This is a genomic window from Streptomyces sp. NBC_00237, from assembly GCF_026342435.1.
Lineage (GTDB): Bacteria > Actinomycetota > Actinomycetes > Streptomycetales > Streptomycetaceae > Streptomyces.
In genome coordinates, this window is record NZ_JAPEMT010000002.1 from 2,465,566 (window position 1) to 2,479,308 (window position 13,743).

The 13,743-nt window shown below is 70.4% G+C and carries 11 protein-coding genes; all 11 read right to left on the reverse strand.

All coding sequences use genetic code 11. The features are described 5' to 3' along the window. Nucleotides 1–163 precede the first annotated feature (163 nt). The 11 genes from OG897_RS24685 to OG897_RS24735 all read right to left on the reverse strand — a co-directional run bounded on the left by OG897_RS24685 (nucleotide 164) and on the right by OG897_RS24735 (nucleotide 13,596). Complete coding sequence (locus tag OG897_RS24685) at nucleotides 164–1,441, reverse strand: thymidine phosphorylase (RefSeq protein ID WP_266659409.1); 1,278 nt, start codon at nucleotides 1,439–1,441, stop codon at nucleotides 164–166. A 129-nt stretch (nucleotides 1,442–1,570) separates the two neighbouring features. Further along, nucleotides 1,571–1,987 (reverse strand): cytidine deaminase, encoded by a 417-nt coding sequence (locus OG897_RS24690; protein ID WP_266659411.1) that lies wholly within the window; start codon nucleotides 1,985–1,987, stop codon nucleotides 1,571–1,573. Further along, on the reverse strand, nucleotides 1,984–3,219 hold the full coding sequence (locus OG897_RS24695; protein WP_266660461.1) for an ABC transporter permease: 1,236 nt from the start codon (nucleotides 3,217–3,219) through the stop codon (nucleotides 1,984–1,986). The genes OG897_RS24690 and OG897_RS24695 overlap by 4 nt, the downstream gene beginning before the upstream one ends. Before the next feature lie 41 nt (nucleotides 3,220–3,260). Further along, entirely contained in the window at nucleotides 3,261–4,382 is a 1,122-nt protein-coding gene (locus OG897_RS24700; RefSeq protein ID WP_266659413.1) for an ABC transporter permease, read from the reverse strand. Then, nucleotides 4,379–5,989 (reverse strand): ABC transporter ATP-binding protein, encoded by a 1,611-nt coding sequence (locus OG897_RS24705; RefSeq protein ID WP_266659415.1) that lies wholly within the window; start codon nucleotides 5,987–5,989, stop codon nucleotides 4,379–4,381. The genes OG897_RS24700 and OG897_RS24705 overlap by 4 nt, the downstream gene beginning before the upstream one ends. A 410-nt stretch (nucleotides 5,990–6,399) precedes the next feature. After that, nucleotides 6,400–7,446, reverse strand: a complete 1,047-nt coding sequence (locus OG897_RS24710) for a BMP family protein (RefSeq protein WP_266659417.1) — start codon at nucleotides 7,444–7,446, stop codon at nucleotides 6,400–6,402. A 290-nt stretch (nucleotides 7,447–7,736) separates the two neighbouring features. Next, the gene (locus OG897_RS24715) at nucleotides 7,737–8,960 is read right to left on the reverse strand and encodes a M20 family metallopeptidase (RefSeq protein WP_266660463.1); all 1,224 of its coding nucleotides are present in this window, start codon (nucleotides 8,958–8,960) and stop codon (nucleotides 7,737–7,739) included. A 133-nt stretch (nucleotides 8,961–9,093) separates the two neighbouring features. After that, nucleotides 9,094–10,158: a hypothetical protein gene (locus tag OG897_RS24720; RefSeq protein ID WP_266659419.1), complete on the reverse strand. Its 1,065-nt coding sequence runs from the start codon at nucleotides 10,156–10,158 to the stop codon at nucleotides 9,094–9,096. Between the two features lie 5 nt (nucleotides 10,159–10,163). Then, nucleotides 10,164–11,102 carry an N-acetylneuraminate synthase family protein gene (locus tag OG897_RS24725; protein WP_266659421.1) on the reverse strand — a complete coding sequence of 313 codons (939 nt, stop codon included), beginning with the start codon at nucleotides 11,100–11,102 and terminating at the stop codon, nucleotides 10,164–10,166. An 11-nt stretch (nucleotides 11,103–11,113) separates the two neighbouring features. Then, a complete protein-coding gene (locus OG897_RS24730; RefSeq protein ID WP_266659423.1) occupies nucleotides 11,114–12,310 on the reverse strand; it encodes an acylneuraminate cytidylyltransferase in 1,197 nt (398 codons plus the stop codon). Further along, nucleotides 12,310–13,596 carry a DUF6716 putative glycosyltransferase gene (locus tag OG897_RS24735; RefSeq protein ID WP_266659425.1) on the reverse strand — a complete coding sequence of 429 codons (1,287 nt, stop codon included), beginning with the start codon at nucleotides 13,594–13,596 and terminating at the stop codon, nucleotides 12,310–12,312. Before OG897_RS24735 ends, OG897_RS24730 begins: the two co-directional genes overlap by 1 nt. Between the last annotated feature and the right edge of the window lie 147 nt (nucleotides 13,597–13,743).

Genomic DNA, 13,743 nt, shown 5'->3' on the forward strand with positions numbered 1-13,743 from the left:
GTATGCGTTCCAGCCCCCGCCCCGCGAAACGCCGAGCCCCGCCGAACAGCACCCGAAAACGCCGACGGGGCCGGTGCGTCCCGCACACCGGCCCCGCCCGCACCTCACGGTGTCGCCCGTCTCACACCCGGGCGAACACCCACGCGAGCACCCGCGCGAACGATCAGGCGATGCGGTCCAGCACGATCGGCGACGGCACGAAGTCCGTGCCCTCCGGCGCGGTCAGCACGCCGCCTTCCAGCGCCTCGATCGCGTACGCGAACTTCTCCGGCGTGTCCGTGTGCAGCGTCATCAGCGGCTGGCCCGCGACGACCTTGTCGCCCGGCTTGGCGTGCAGCTCGACGCCCGCGCCCGCCTGCACCTGGTCCTCCTTGCGGGCCCGGCCCGCACCGAGGCGCCATGCCGCCACACCCACCGCGTACGCGTCCAGCTGCGTCAGCACGCCCGAGGAGGACGCGTTGATGACGTGCTGCTCGCGGGCCACCGGAAGCGTCGCGTCCGGGTCGCCGCCCTGCGCCTGGATCATGCGCCGCCACACGTCCATCGCGGAACCGTCGCGCAGCGCCTTCTCCGGGTCGGCGTCCGGCAGTCCGGCCGCCGTCAGCATCTCCCGCGCCAGCGCGATCGTCAGCTCGACGACGTCCGAGGGACCGCCGCCCGCGAGGACCTCGACCGACTCCCGTACTTCCAGGGCGTTACCGGCCGTCAGTCCCAGCGGCGTCGCCATGTCGGTCAGCAGCGCGACCGTCTTGACGCCGTGGTCCGTACCCAGGCCGACCATCGTGGCGGCCAGTTCCCTCGCGTCCTCGATGTTCTTCATGAAGGCACCCGAGCCGACCTTCACGTCGAGCACGAGCGAGCCCGTCCCCTCCGCGATCTTCTTCGACATGATCGACGACGCGATCAGCGGAATCGCCTCGACCGTCCCCGTCACGTCGCGCAGGGCGTACAGCTTCTTGTCGGCGGGGGCGAGCCCGTCACCGGCCGCGCAGATGACCGCGCCGGTCGACTCCAGTACGTCCAGCATCTCGGTGTTGGAGAGCAGCGCGCGCCAGCCGGGGATCGACTCCAGCTTGTCGAGCGTGCCGCCGGTGTGGCCGAGGCCCCGGCCGGAGAGCTGCGGCACGGCCGCGCCGCACGCCGCCACCAGCGGGGCCAGCGGCAGGGTGATCTTGTCGCCGACGCCGCCGGTGGAGTGCTTGTCGGCGGTCGGGCGGGAGAGCTGGTCGAAGTTCATGCGCTCGCCGGAGGCGATCATGGCGGCGGTCCAGCGCGCGATCTCCGTGCGGTTCATGCCGTTCAGCAGGATCGCCATGGCCAGCGCGGACATCTGCTCGTCGGCGACCGCACCGCGCGTGTACGCGTCGATGACCCAGTCGATCTGCTCGGGGCTCAGCTCGCCTCGGTCACGCTTGGTGCGGATGACGGAGATGACGTCCATGGGGTTTCCTTCCGGTCGTACGGCCGCGTACGTCGTCGTACGCGGCCACTGCGCTTGCATCTACGCGCGTTGCGCGGGAAACGGGCTGCGGCCCCGCCCCCGGACAGGGGTGGCGGGGCCGCGAACGTACTACTTCAAATGCTGCGGACCAAAGGCGTCCGGCAGCATCTCGCCGAGGGTGCGGACCCCCGTCGAGGTTTCCAACAACAGCTCCGGGCCGCCGAATTCGTACAGCAGCTGACGGCAGCGGCCGCACGGCATCAGGTTCTCGCCCCGGCCGTCGACGCACGTGAAGTGCGTCAGCCGGCCGCCGCCTGAGGCGGTCAGCGCGGACACGAGCCCGCACTCGGCGCACAGCGACAGACCGTACGAGGCGTTCTCGACGTTGCAGCCGGAGACGGTACGGACCGTGCCCGCGCCGTCGTCGACGAGTGCCGCCGCGCCGACCGGGAACTTCGAGTACGGGACGTACGCACGGGACATCGCGTCCCGGGCCGCCTCCCGCAGCAGCTCCCAGTCGACAGGTCCTGCGGAGGCGGCCGTCACTTGCCCTGCCCCTTGCGGTAGCGCATGCCGTCGGCCTTCGGCATCCGCAGCCGCTGCGCCGACAGGGAGAGCACCAGGAGCGTCACCACGTACGGCGTGGCGCTCACGAACTCGGTCGGGACCGTGTCCGTACCGAGGTACCAGACCAGCATGCCCGCCGCGATCACGGCGGAGATGGCGGCCGCGATGTACGCCTTCTTGTACGCCTTCCACAGGGCCAGGCCCACCAGGAGGACGACCAGGAGCAGCAGCAGCGCGTGGACGGACGAGCCGCCGTTGCGGAGCTGGAGCGCGTCGGCGAAGCCGAAGAGGCCCGCGCCCATGGCGAGGCCGCCGGGACGCCAGTTGCCGAAGATCATCGCGGCGAGACCGATGTAGCCGCGTCCGCCCGTCTGGCCCTCGTTGTAGATGTGCGAGGTGACCAGCGAGAGGAAGGCGCCACCGAGGCCCGCCATGCCGCCCGAGACGATGACGGCGATGTACTTGTACTTGTAGACGTTGACGCCGAGGGACTCCGCCGCGATCGGGTTCTCGCCGCAGGAGCGCAGGCGCAGGCCGAACGAGGTCTTCCACAGCACCCAGAAGGTCAGGGCGAAGAGGAGGACCGCGACGATCGTCAGGAGCGACACCTTGGTGACGAGGCCGCCGAGGACGCCCGCGAGGTCCGAGACGAAGAACCAGTGGTGCTTCTCGATCGAGGACAGCCAGTCGGAGAGCCCCGGGACGGTCACCGTGTCGATGCTCTCGGCGGGCGGGGACTGCTTGGGGCTGCCGCCCTTCGCCTGGGCCTCGCCGGAGTTGAACCACAGCTTGGCGAAGTACGTCGTGAAGCCGAGCGCCAGAATGTTGATCGCGATGCCGGAGATGATGTGGTCGACACCGAAGGTGACGGTGGCGACGGCGTGCAGCAGACCGCCGAGCATGCCGCCGACGACACCGGCGAGCACACCGATCCAGGGGTTGGTCTGCCAGCCCGCCCAGGCACCGAAGAAGGTGCCGAGGATCATCATGCCTTCGAGGCCGATGTTGACGACGCCCGCGCGCTCGGCCCACAGGCCGCCGAGACCGGCGAGGCCGATCGGTACGGCCATCGAGAGGGCCGCGCCGATCTGGCCAGCGGCGGTGATGTCCTGTGCGCCGGTGATGGCGCGGACGGCGGACAGGGCGACGAGCCCGCCCGCGATGATCAGGAGGACCATCGGGAAGGAGAGGCGGGCCTTGATCGCCTTCACCGGGCCCTGCTTCTTGGGTGCCGGGGTGGAAGTCGCCGTACTCACGCCGACACCTCCTGCTTCTCGGAGTTGTTGGCCGCCTGGGCGGCGAGCTTCGCGCCCACCTGGCGCTGCTGGCGCTTGAGGCCGTAGCGGCGGACGACTTCGTACGCGATGACGACGCACAGGACGATGACGCCCTGGATGACGCCGACGATCTCCTTGTCGTAGCCCTCGAATTCGAGCTTGCCGGTGCCGCGCTCCAGGAAGCCCCAGAGGAGGGCGCCGAGCGCGATGCCGACCGGGTGGTTGCGGCCGAGGAGGGCGATGGCGATGCCGGTGAAGCCGATGCCGGTGGGGAAGTCGCCGCCGTACTCGTAGGAGTCGTTGAGCAGGGTCGGCATGCCGACCAGACCGGCGACGAGGCCGGAGATGAGCATCGAGGTGACGACCATCTTCTTGACGTTGACGCCGCTCGCCTCCGCCGCGGACTCCGAGGCGCCGACCGTGCGCAGGTCGAAGCCGAAGCGGGTGCGCGACAGGATGAACCAGTACGCGACGCCCGCGACGGCGGCGATGACGATGAAGCCCCAGATGGGGTCGGCGTCGGGCTGGGTGGCGAACGAGAAGAAGTGCGAGGACTCCGGCAGCGGCTTGGTGGCGACCTTCGTGCCCGCGCTGTCCAGGTGGCCGAGGCGGCCCTGCTGGAGGAGGTAGCCGATGATCGCGGTGGCGATCATGTTCAGCATGATCGTCGAGACGACCTCGGAGACGCCCCGGGTGACCTTCAGGACACCGGCGATGCCCGCCCACATCGCGCCGACGATCATCGCGGTGAGGATGATCAGCGGGATCTGGAGGAAGCCGGGCAGCGTCAGCGCGCCGCCGACGGCGGCGGCGAAGAAGGCCGCGAGACGGTACTGGCCGTCGACGCCGATGTTGAAGAGGTTCATGCGGAAGCCGACGGCGACCGCGAGACCTGCCAGGTAGTACGTGGTGGCCTTGTTCAGGATGTAGACCTGGCTGTCGGACTTGACGCCGTAGTCGAACATGATCCCGAAGGCGCTGAACGGCTCCTTGCCGGTGGCGACCAGCACCACGGCGGTGACCAGGAACGCGGCCACGATCGCGAGCAGCGGGGCCGCGAGTCCCAGGAGCAGGCGCTCCTTGTCGAACTTCTTCATCGGTCCTCTCCCCCAGTCAGGGGGTGGGTGTCGGGGGCGTCCTGAGCACGCCCGGCGGCGGCCTCGGCCTGGGCCTGCGCCAGGTCGTCGGCGCTGGCCTCCAGGTGCCCGGTGGCGGCGCCGGTCATGGCCGAGCCGAGCTCCTCGGGGGTGACGGAGGCGGGGTCGGCGTCGGCGACCAGACGGCCTCGGTACATGACGCGCAGGGTGTCGGAGAGGCCGATCAGCTCGTCCAGGTCGGCCGAGATGAGGAGGACGGCCAGTCCTTCGCGGCGGGCCTCGCGGATCTGGTCCCAGATCTGCGCCTGCGCGCCGACGTCCACACCACGGGTGGGGTGGGCGGCGATGAGCAGCTTGGGCGCGTGGCTCATCTCGCGGCCGACGATCAGCTTCTGCTGGTTGCCGCCGGAGAGGGAGGCCGCGGTGACGTCGATGCCCGGGGTGCGGACGTCGTACTCACGCACGATCCGCTGGGTGTCGGCGCGGGCGGCCTTGAGGTCGAGGAGGCCCTTGTTGCTGTTGGGCTTCTCGGTGACGTGGCCGAGGATGCGGTTCTCCCACAGCGGGGACTCCAGGAGGAGGCCGTGCTTGTGGCGGTCCTCGGGGATGTACCCGATGCCGTCCTCGCGCCGCTTGCGGGTGGGGGTCGTGGAGATGTCCGCGCCGTCCAGGGTGATCGCGCCCGCGTCCGGGGTGCGCATGCCCATGATGGCTTCGACGAGTTCGGCCTGGCCGTTGCCCTCGACGCCCGCGATACCGAGGACCTCGCCCTTGTGGATGGTGAAGGCGATGTCGTCCAGTACCGAACGCACGACGCCGTCCGGGTCGGTGGCGCTCAGCTTCAGGTCGGAGACGGTCAGCATCGGCGTCGTGGTGACGGTCGACTCGCGGGTCTCCGGGGAGGGCAGCTCGCTGCCGACCATCAGCTCGGCGAGCTGCTTGGGCGTGGTGTTCGCCGGGTCGGCGGTGCCGACCGTGGTGCCGCGCCGGATGACGGTGATGTCGTCGGCGACCGAGAGCACCTCGCCCAGCTTGTGCGAGATGAAGATGACGGTCAGGCCCTCGGCCTTCAGCTCGCGCAGGTTCGCGAAGAGCGCGTCCACCTCCTGGGGCACCAGGACGGCCGTGGGCTCGTCGAGGATCAGGGTGCGGGCGCCCCGGTAGAGGACCTTGAGGATCTCGATGCGCTGACGGTCGGCGACACCGAGGTCCTCGACGACGGCGTCGGGGCGGACGTTCAGCCCGTACGCGTCGGAGATCTCCTGGATCTTGGCGCGGGCCCTGTCGCCGATGCCGTACAGCTTCTCCGAGCCGAGCACGACGTTTTCGAGGACCGTGAGGTAGTCCGCGAGCATGAAGTGCTGGTGCACCATGCCGATGCCACGGGCGATGGCGTCGCCGGGGCTGTTGAAGGACACCTGCTCGCCGTCGATGGCGATGGTGCCCTCGTCCGGCTTCTGCATCCCGTAGAGGATCTTCATCAGGGTGGACTTGCCCGCACCGTTCTCGCCGACGAGGGCGTGGACGGTGCCGCGGCGCACGGTGATGGCGATGTCGTGGTTGGCCACGACACCGGGGAACCGCTTGGTGATGCCGTGCAGCTCCACAGCGGGGCTGCTGTCGGCGGCTCGGGATGCGGCGTGGGGACTGCTGGACGCTTTGATGGCGCACTCTCCTAGGCAGGAGGCGAAGAAGCTGAGGCGAGGGGTACGGGGGTACGGCGGACTTCGGGTACGGCTGGTGCGGCTGAAGGCTGGTCCGTACGGCATGGAGGGTGTGGCGGGAAAGTTACCGCGCACGGCGCTAGCTACGCGCGTAGCTCCGCCAAATTGTGGAGCAGCCATGCCCAAAAGTGAAGCGGGGCAGGGCCGGTTCCGTTTGTCCGGCGGGGCGTGTCCCGTACGACCGGGGTGCTCACGGCCGGGCGGATGCGGCAGTCACCGCCGTACGGACACAGGAATCGGGGCCCGAGGAGCCGCGTGCAGCGACTCGTCGGGCCCCGTCCTCAAGCGGTGGCTCAGAGGGTGGACTTGACCGTGATGGTCTTGTCGACGATCTTCTTCTTCGCCTCGTCCAGCTTGGCCTGGATGTCCTTCAGGTGGTCGCCCGTGGTGGTGAGGGTGACGCCGTTCTCCGCGAGGGAGTAGGTCGAGGTGCCCGTCTTCGGCTTGCCGTCCTTGACGGACTTGGCGAGCTCGAAGACACCGGCGTCGACGTTCTTGACGACGGAGGTGAGGATCGAGTCCTTGTACTTCGACAGCGACGGGTCCAGCGCCTGGTCGGAGTCGACGCCGATGGCCCAGGAGCCCTTCTTGCCCGCGACGGCCTCGATCGCGCCGGCGCCGGAGCCGCCCGCGGCGGCGAAGACCACGTCGACGCCCTTGTCGAGCATGCCCTTGGCGGCTTCCTTGCCCTTGTCGGGGCTGCCGAAGCCGGAGAGGTCCGAGCCGGAGGACAGGTACTGGATCTGTACCGTCGCGGTGGGCTTGGTCTCCTTGACGCCCTGCTGGAAGCCCGCGGCGAACTTCTTGATCAGCGGGATGTCGACGCCGCCGATGAAGCCGATCTTGCCGTCCTTGGACTTGTTCGCCGCAGCGACGCCCGCCAGGTAGGAGCCCTGCTCCTCGGTGAAGACGATGTTGTTGATGTTCTTCGCGTCGGCGACCGAGTCGACGAGGCCGAAGTTCACCTTCGGGTGCTTCTTGGCGACCTTGTCCAGGGCGTCCTTGTACGCGAAGCCCACGGCGATGACGGGGTTGAAGCCGCCCTCGGCGAGGGACGCCAGGCGCTGCTCGCGGTCGGCCGGGGTCTCACCGGTCTTGGCGGTGAGCTCCTTGGTCTCCGCGCCGAGGTCCTTCTTGGCCTTGTCCAGGCCGCGCGCGGCGGAGTCGTTGAACGAGTTGTCGCCACGGCCGCCGACGTCGTAGGCCATGCCTATCTTGAGCTTGCCGCCGCTCTCGGAGCTCGAAGAGCTTCCGGTGGACGACTCGCCACACGCGGTGGCGGTGAAAGCGAGGGCCGCAGTGGCGATGCTCGCAGCAGCGATCTTGGATACCCGGCGCACGGGACGCTCCTTCAACCTGACCGAAGCGCCTCTGTCCGGCGCTGGTTTCGCGGCGATCGTAACGCGCGTAGATGCCGGTTAAAGACCCGTTCATGAGTCGTTACCGGATCGTCGCGCGTTCGATTCACCAGGGTGTGTCGTACATAAGCAATGTACATACTCACAACGGACATAGCGAACGGTGCTGTAGGAACCTACAAAACCAAGCACTGAGGGCGCCAGCGGCACCTTTCGGTCACCGCGGACGCCCCCCGCTTGGCTACGAAGCTAAGCCCGGATCGCCGTGTGCGCTACCCCTTCGCGTCCACCAGTGCGGCAGCCGTGAAGAGTTCGACCCCGACCGTGATCGCGCTTTCGTCCACGTCGAAGTCGCCCCGGTGCAGGTCGCGCTTGACCGTGTCGCCGGGGGTGCGGACGCCGAGGCGGGCCATCGCGCCGGGGACGTGTTCGAGGTACCAGGAGAAGTCCTCGCCGCCGAGGCTCTGCTCGGTGTCCTCGACGGAGTACGGGCCCAGCCGCGCGGCCATGGCGTTGACGAGCAGTTCGACGACCCCGCCGTCGTTGACCACGGGCGGCACGCCCCGGATGTAGTTGATCTGGCACTTCGCCCCGTGCAGGTCGGCGATGTCGGCGACGGCCGCGTGGATGAGGTCGGGGGCCTCGCGCCAGGTGTCGAGGTCCAGGCAGCGGACCGTGCCGCCGAGTTCGGCGTGCATCGGGATGACGTTGCAGGCGTGGCCGGACTCGATGCGGCCCCAGGTGACGGAGAGCCCCGAGCGGGCGTCGACGCGGCGGGAGATGACGGCGGGGACCTCGGTGGCCACCTTCGCCACCGCCGTCACGAGGTCGGTGGTGAGGTGCGGGCGGGCGGTGTGTCCGCCGGGTCCGTCAAGAGCGATTTCCAGCCGGTCGCAGGCCGACGTGATGGGGCCCACCCGGAGGCCGATACGCCCCGCGTCGACCTTGGGGTCGCAGTGCACGGCGATCATGCGGCCCACACCGTTGAGCACGCCCGCCTTGATGGCGTCCGCCGCCCCGCCCGGCAGCACCTCCTCGGCGGGCTGGAACAGCAGCCTTACCGCGCGCGGCAGTTGACCCTTCCGGTCCAGTTCGGCGAGGACGAGGCCCGCGCCGAGGACGACGGCGGTGTGCACGTCGTGCCCGCAGGCGTGCGCCCGGTCCGGGACGGTGGAGCGGTAGGCCACGCCCACCTTGGCGTCCGGAATGGGCAGCGCGTCGATGTCCGCCCGCATGGCGAGCATCGGCGTCACGCCGTCCCACTCGCCGATGTCGCAGATGAGCCCGGTCCCGCCGGGGAGCACGCGCGGCTTCAGGCCCGCCTCCTCCAGGCGCGCCTTGATGGCGGCGGTGGTGCGGAACTCCTGGTTGCCGAGCTCGGGGTGCATGTGCAAGTCCCGGCGGAAGGCGATCAGTTCGGCACGCAGCGCGTCGGGCAGCGTGCCGGGAAGATCGTCTCCGGCGTCGGGACCGGCTTCGGACACGAGGGAGATCAACTGGTTCACCCCGTCAACGGTAGGCGCTCTTGACCCCCAACTGCCTACCCATCAACAAAAGTTCAGCCCGATAGGCGTAAGAAAAATAGATGACGGAGGTGTGTCCAGGATGTAAGACGGGTATCAAGCGAGGTTACGTCGCGGGCAGTACCCGGAGTTTCCGCACGTCACGGGCGGTTCCGGTGACTCCGGCGAGGAATCCTCGGGCCCTCGGCGACGCGTCCGCCGTCAGCCACCCCGGGTCGACGTCACAGACCGCGACCTTCACGTCCGTCCCCACGAGTGCCCTGGGGAGCGTGTGTACGACTGTGGAGGGGAAGCTCAGAATGGTACGCCCGATCGGGCCGCGCCGGGCGATGAGTTCGAGGGGCAGATCGGGGCGGACGATTTCGAGCCCGGTCTCCAGGGCGAGGCGGTGCAGCTTGTCTGTGTTCTCGCGCCGGTGCGCGAAGTACCGGGTGGCCCCGTGGCTCAGGGTCAGCGAGCGGACCGCGCCGATGTAGTGCTCCGGGTCGACGACGCCGGTCTCCACCAGGGACGTACCGACCAGGTCGGCGGAGCGGGTGATGCGGGGCGGGCCGAAGCGGGCGCGGGTCCAGGCGAAGTCGTTGGGGGTGACGGTGATGCCGGGGAGGGCCTCCGTGACGGGCATGGCGGTGAAGAGTTCCACCGCGCGCCGGGGGCCGGGGGCGAGACGGCGGCGCGCGGAGGTGGTGACGGGGGCCAGGAGCAGTTCGCGCGCCCCCATGCCGTTGCCGCGCCGGTGCCAGCGCACGAGACGCTCGCCCCGGGCGAGCTGCCCCGCGAACTCCATGGTGGCCGTGCCGTCGTCGACGACCACCAGGTTGGGGGCTTTGACGAGGGTCAGGAGCAGCTGTACGTAACGGGAGAAGGGGTCGCCGATGACGACGGTGTCCGCCCGTCGGAGGGCGGGGGCGAGCCCTCCGACGGTGCGCAGCGGCGCCCCGGCCCCCTCGCGGGCGTCCTCCCAGCGCACCGCGCAGCCCTCGCCCCGGGCGAGTTCGGCCATGCGGCGGAGCTGGCCCCGGGACATGGGGTCGCGGGGGGAGAGCACGACGATCGTCACGTCGTGCGGCGGGGTGGTCGCCCGCGCGTGGACCCATTCCAGGACGTTGAGGAGCTGGACGGGGCTCTCGACGAAGGCGAGGGTGCTCGGAGCGGCGCTGCTCGGATTCATGGCCGTCAGACTCCTGCGGGCTGGGGGTGGTCGGCTTCGGCTTCGGTCTGGGCCACGACTCCGGGGACGCGGCGGAGCTTGCGCATCGGGGCGAGCTCGGACTCGTACACCTTCTTGATCCCGTCGCCGAGGGACGCCTCGATGGTGCGGATGTCGCGGACGAGGCGGGTGAGGCCGCCGGGCTCGACGGAGGCGGCCTGGTCGGAGCCCCACATGGCGCGGTCGAGGGTGATGTGCCGCTCGACGAAGGCGGCGCCGAGGGCGACGGCGGCGAGGGTGGTCTGGAGGCCCGTCTCGTGGCCGCTGTAGCCGATGGGGACGTTGGGGTACTCGGCCTGGAGGGTGTGGATGACCCGGAGGTTCAGCTCGTCGGCGACGGCCGGGTAGGTCGAAGTGGCGTGGCAGAGGAGGATGTTGGCGCTGCCGAGGACCTCGACGGCGTGCCGGATCTGGGCCGGGGTGGACATGCCCGTGGAGAGGATGACGGTGCGGCCGGTGGCGCGCAGCTCGCGCAGCAGCTCGTCGTCGGTGAGCGACGCGGAGGCCACCTTGTGGGCCGGGACGTCGAACTTCTCCAGGAAGGCGACGGCCTCGGTGTCCCACGGGGAGGCGAACCAGTCGATGCCGCGCTTCTTGCAGTGGGCGTCGATGGCGCGGTACTCGTCCTCGCCGAACTCGACGCGGTGGCGGTAGTCGATGTACGTCATGCGGCCCCAGGGGGTGTCGCGCTCGATGTCCCACTGGTCGCGCGGGGTGCAGATCTCGGGGGTGCGCTTCTGGAACTTCACGGCGTCGCAGCCCGCCTCGGCTGCGGCGTCGATGAGGGCGATGGCCTTGTCGAGGTCGCCGTTGTGGTTGATGCCGATCTCGCCGGTGATGTAGACGGGGTGGCCGGGGCCCGCGGTCTTGGAGCCGAGGGTGCGCTGGCGGGTGGTGTTGCTCATGTGCGGGGTCCTTACGGGGTGTTGGGGGTGTCGGTCGTGCGAGGGGTGTTCTGCGGGGTGTTGAGGCTCGGGCCGAGGAGCCAGGCGGCGATCTCGCGGATCGCTCCGCGCCCGCCGGGTGTGGAGGTCACGGCGCGGGCGGCGGCCCGCACGTGGTCGTGGGCGTCGGCCACGGCGACGGGCCAGCCGACGAGGGAGAAGCAGGGGAGGTCGTTGACGTCGTTGCCGACGTAGAGGACCCGGGAGGGGTCGACGGCCTGCTCGGCACACCACTCCTTGAGCGCCGCGTCCTTGCGGTCGATGCCGTGGAGGACGGGGATGCGGAGCTTGCGGGCGCGGGCGGCGACGACGGGGTTCACCTCGGTGGAGAGGGTGAGGAGCGGGAGCCCGGCGCGGCGCAGGGCGGCGATGCCGAGACCGTCGCCCCTGTGCACGGAGACGGTTTCGTGGCCTTCCGCGTCGATCCAGACCCGGTCGTCGGTCTGGGTGCCGTCGAAGTCCATGACGAGGGCGTCGACGTCGTGGCGGGTCGGGAGCCGGGGCGGGTCGAGGAGGGGGGCGAGGGCGCGGGCCCTGGCCAGGTCGTGCGGGTCGTCGATTTCGAGGACGCGGGCGGGGTCGGTGGGCACCAGTTCGGTGCGGCCGAAGAAGCGGTGGCGGTGCTCGCGGAACCCGGCGACGTCCATGGCGTACGCGGCCCCGGTCTCCAGGAAGTCCTGCGGCCTGTCCTGCCGACGGGGCCGGGTCGCCTTGTCGTGGTTGACGCCGACCCCGGCGTCCCGCCACACGAAGCCGTGGAAGGGGGAGACCGTCACCGCGCTGTCCGCCCCCGCGAGGACCGCCGAGGCGACCCCGTCCACGTCCTGTTCCGTGACGAAGGGGCTCGTGCACTGCACGAGGAGCACCACGTCCGCCCCCTCCCCCACCGCGTCCAGCGCATGGAGCACCGCCGCCTCGCTGGAGGCCGTGTCGCCGGACAGGGAGCCCGGCCGCACCACCACCTCCGCCCCGGCGGCCAGGGCCACGCCCGCGATGGCCTCGTCGTCCGTGGAGACCACGACCTCGGTCACCTGCCGTGCGGCCAGGCAGGCCCGTACGGCCCGTACGACCAGCGGCACGCCGCCCACCTCGGCGAGGTTCTTCCCGGGCACTCCCTTGGAGCCGCCCCGGGCCGGGACGACCGCCAGGACCCTGCGCTCGCGCTCCATCACAGCTCTCCCATACGTCGGATGACCGGTGCGACCCTCTGCACCCCGTGCCGGTACGCCCCCCGCGCCGCGTCCCGGACCGCGTCCCTGACCACCCGGCGCAGGCCGCTCACCTCTGCGGGCGGGCTCTCGTCGAGACGGTGGCGGGCGAGGATGCCCGGGAGGTAGCCGGTGGCGGTGGCGGAGGTGTAGTACGGCTGTACGGGCGGGAGCCGGGGCCCGGAGAGGAGGGCGGCGATGCGCGACCTGACCTCCTCGTACGGGTCCGGGCCGAACACCACCCCGTGCTCCCGCAGCCACTCCTCCGACGCCTGTGGCCGGTGCCCCTCGTCGAGCCGGTCCCACGAGGTCAGGCAGCCCGACCCCAGGAAGTGGTGGTTGCCGAGCGGCTCGCGGACACCGAGGTCGGTGAGGATCGCGGTCGGGATGCCCCGGTGCAGGGACTCCAGGGCGGCCGTGGAGCTGACGGTGACCAGGAGCCCGGTCCGGTCGAGGACCTCGCCCATGTGCCCGTACGCGAGGCGGAGGTTGGGGGGCGCATCGAGATCGCGGACCAGGCGTTGGTACGGCAGTTCTTCCACGTGCGTGGTGTGCTCGCCCGGCTTGCTGCGCAGTTTCAGGACGACCTCGCGCCCCGGGTGCAGCCGTGCGTGCTGCACCAGCCGCCGCAGGAGGTAGGCCCGGTCCGCCCGCCGCTCCGGTACGGAGGGCTGCGCGGCGAACACCACCGCGTCGGCGACGCCCGCGTAGGGCTCACCGCCGAGGAAGGGGAGCGCGGCGAGCGTCACGGCGGAGGCGTCCGCACCCACGCCCTCGTACACGTCCCTGAACCGGCGCGCGTCGTACGGGGAGTTGGCGAGGACGACGTCCGCGCCGTGCCGCAGCAGCAGCCCGTCCGCCAGCTTCTCGTAGACGACGCCCACATAGCCGGTGACGAGCACGGGCCGCCGCTCGGGGCGGGGCCAGAGCCCGGCCAGCCCGTGCAGCAGGGCCTGTACGGACCCGCCGACGAGGGCGAGGACGATGACGTCGTACGGCTCCCGTCCCGCGATCCCCAGGAATTCCGCCCCGGTGACCTCGCGCGGCGCACTCAACTCCGCGCCCACTTCGGACAACTGACGGGGCGTCGGAGTCGCCCGGCCGCGCAGCAGGAAACCGCTCAGCTTCGCGTCCGCATGCCCCTCGGCAATGCGGCGCGCGGTCAGCGCACCCCATTTCCAGCGGGTGTCCGAATCCGCGATGACGGCAACTCGCAGGGAATTCTGCGCACTTGTCGTGCCATTCAATGCTGTACTCGTAACTGCTGCACTCGTAACTTCTGCACTCGTGACTGTGGGCACGACGGACAAGTTAGGGTTCGGTTCCACTGGTCGGCCCAACTGGACGGCAACAAAGGGTTAACAGGAGCCGACAAGGCGTGCCGCGCACACCAT

Excerpts from the sequence above, each read along its gene's own strand:
- OG897_RS24685 (WP_266659409.1), bottom strand. The coding sequence starts at position 1,441 with ATGGACGTCATCTCCGTCATCCGCACCAAGCGTGACCGAGGCGAGCTG.
- OG897_RS24720 (WP_266659419.1), bottom strand. The coding sequence starts at position 10,158 with ATGAATCCGAGCAGCGCCGCTCCGAGCACCCTCGCCTTCGTCGAGAGC.
- OG897_RS24700 (WP_266659413.1), bottom strand. The coding sequence starts at position 4,382 with ATGAAGAAGTTCGACAAGGAGCGCCTGCTCCTGGGACTCGCGGCCCCG.
- OG897_RS24725 (WP_266659421.1), bottom strand. The coding sequence starts at position 11,102 with ATGAGCAACACCACCCGCCAGCGCACCCTCGGCTCCAAGACCGCGGGC.
- OG897_RS24730 (WP_266659423.1), bottom strand. The coding sequence starts at position 12,310 with ATGGAGCGCGAGCGCAGGGTCCTGGCGGTCGTCCCGGCCCGGGGCGGC.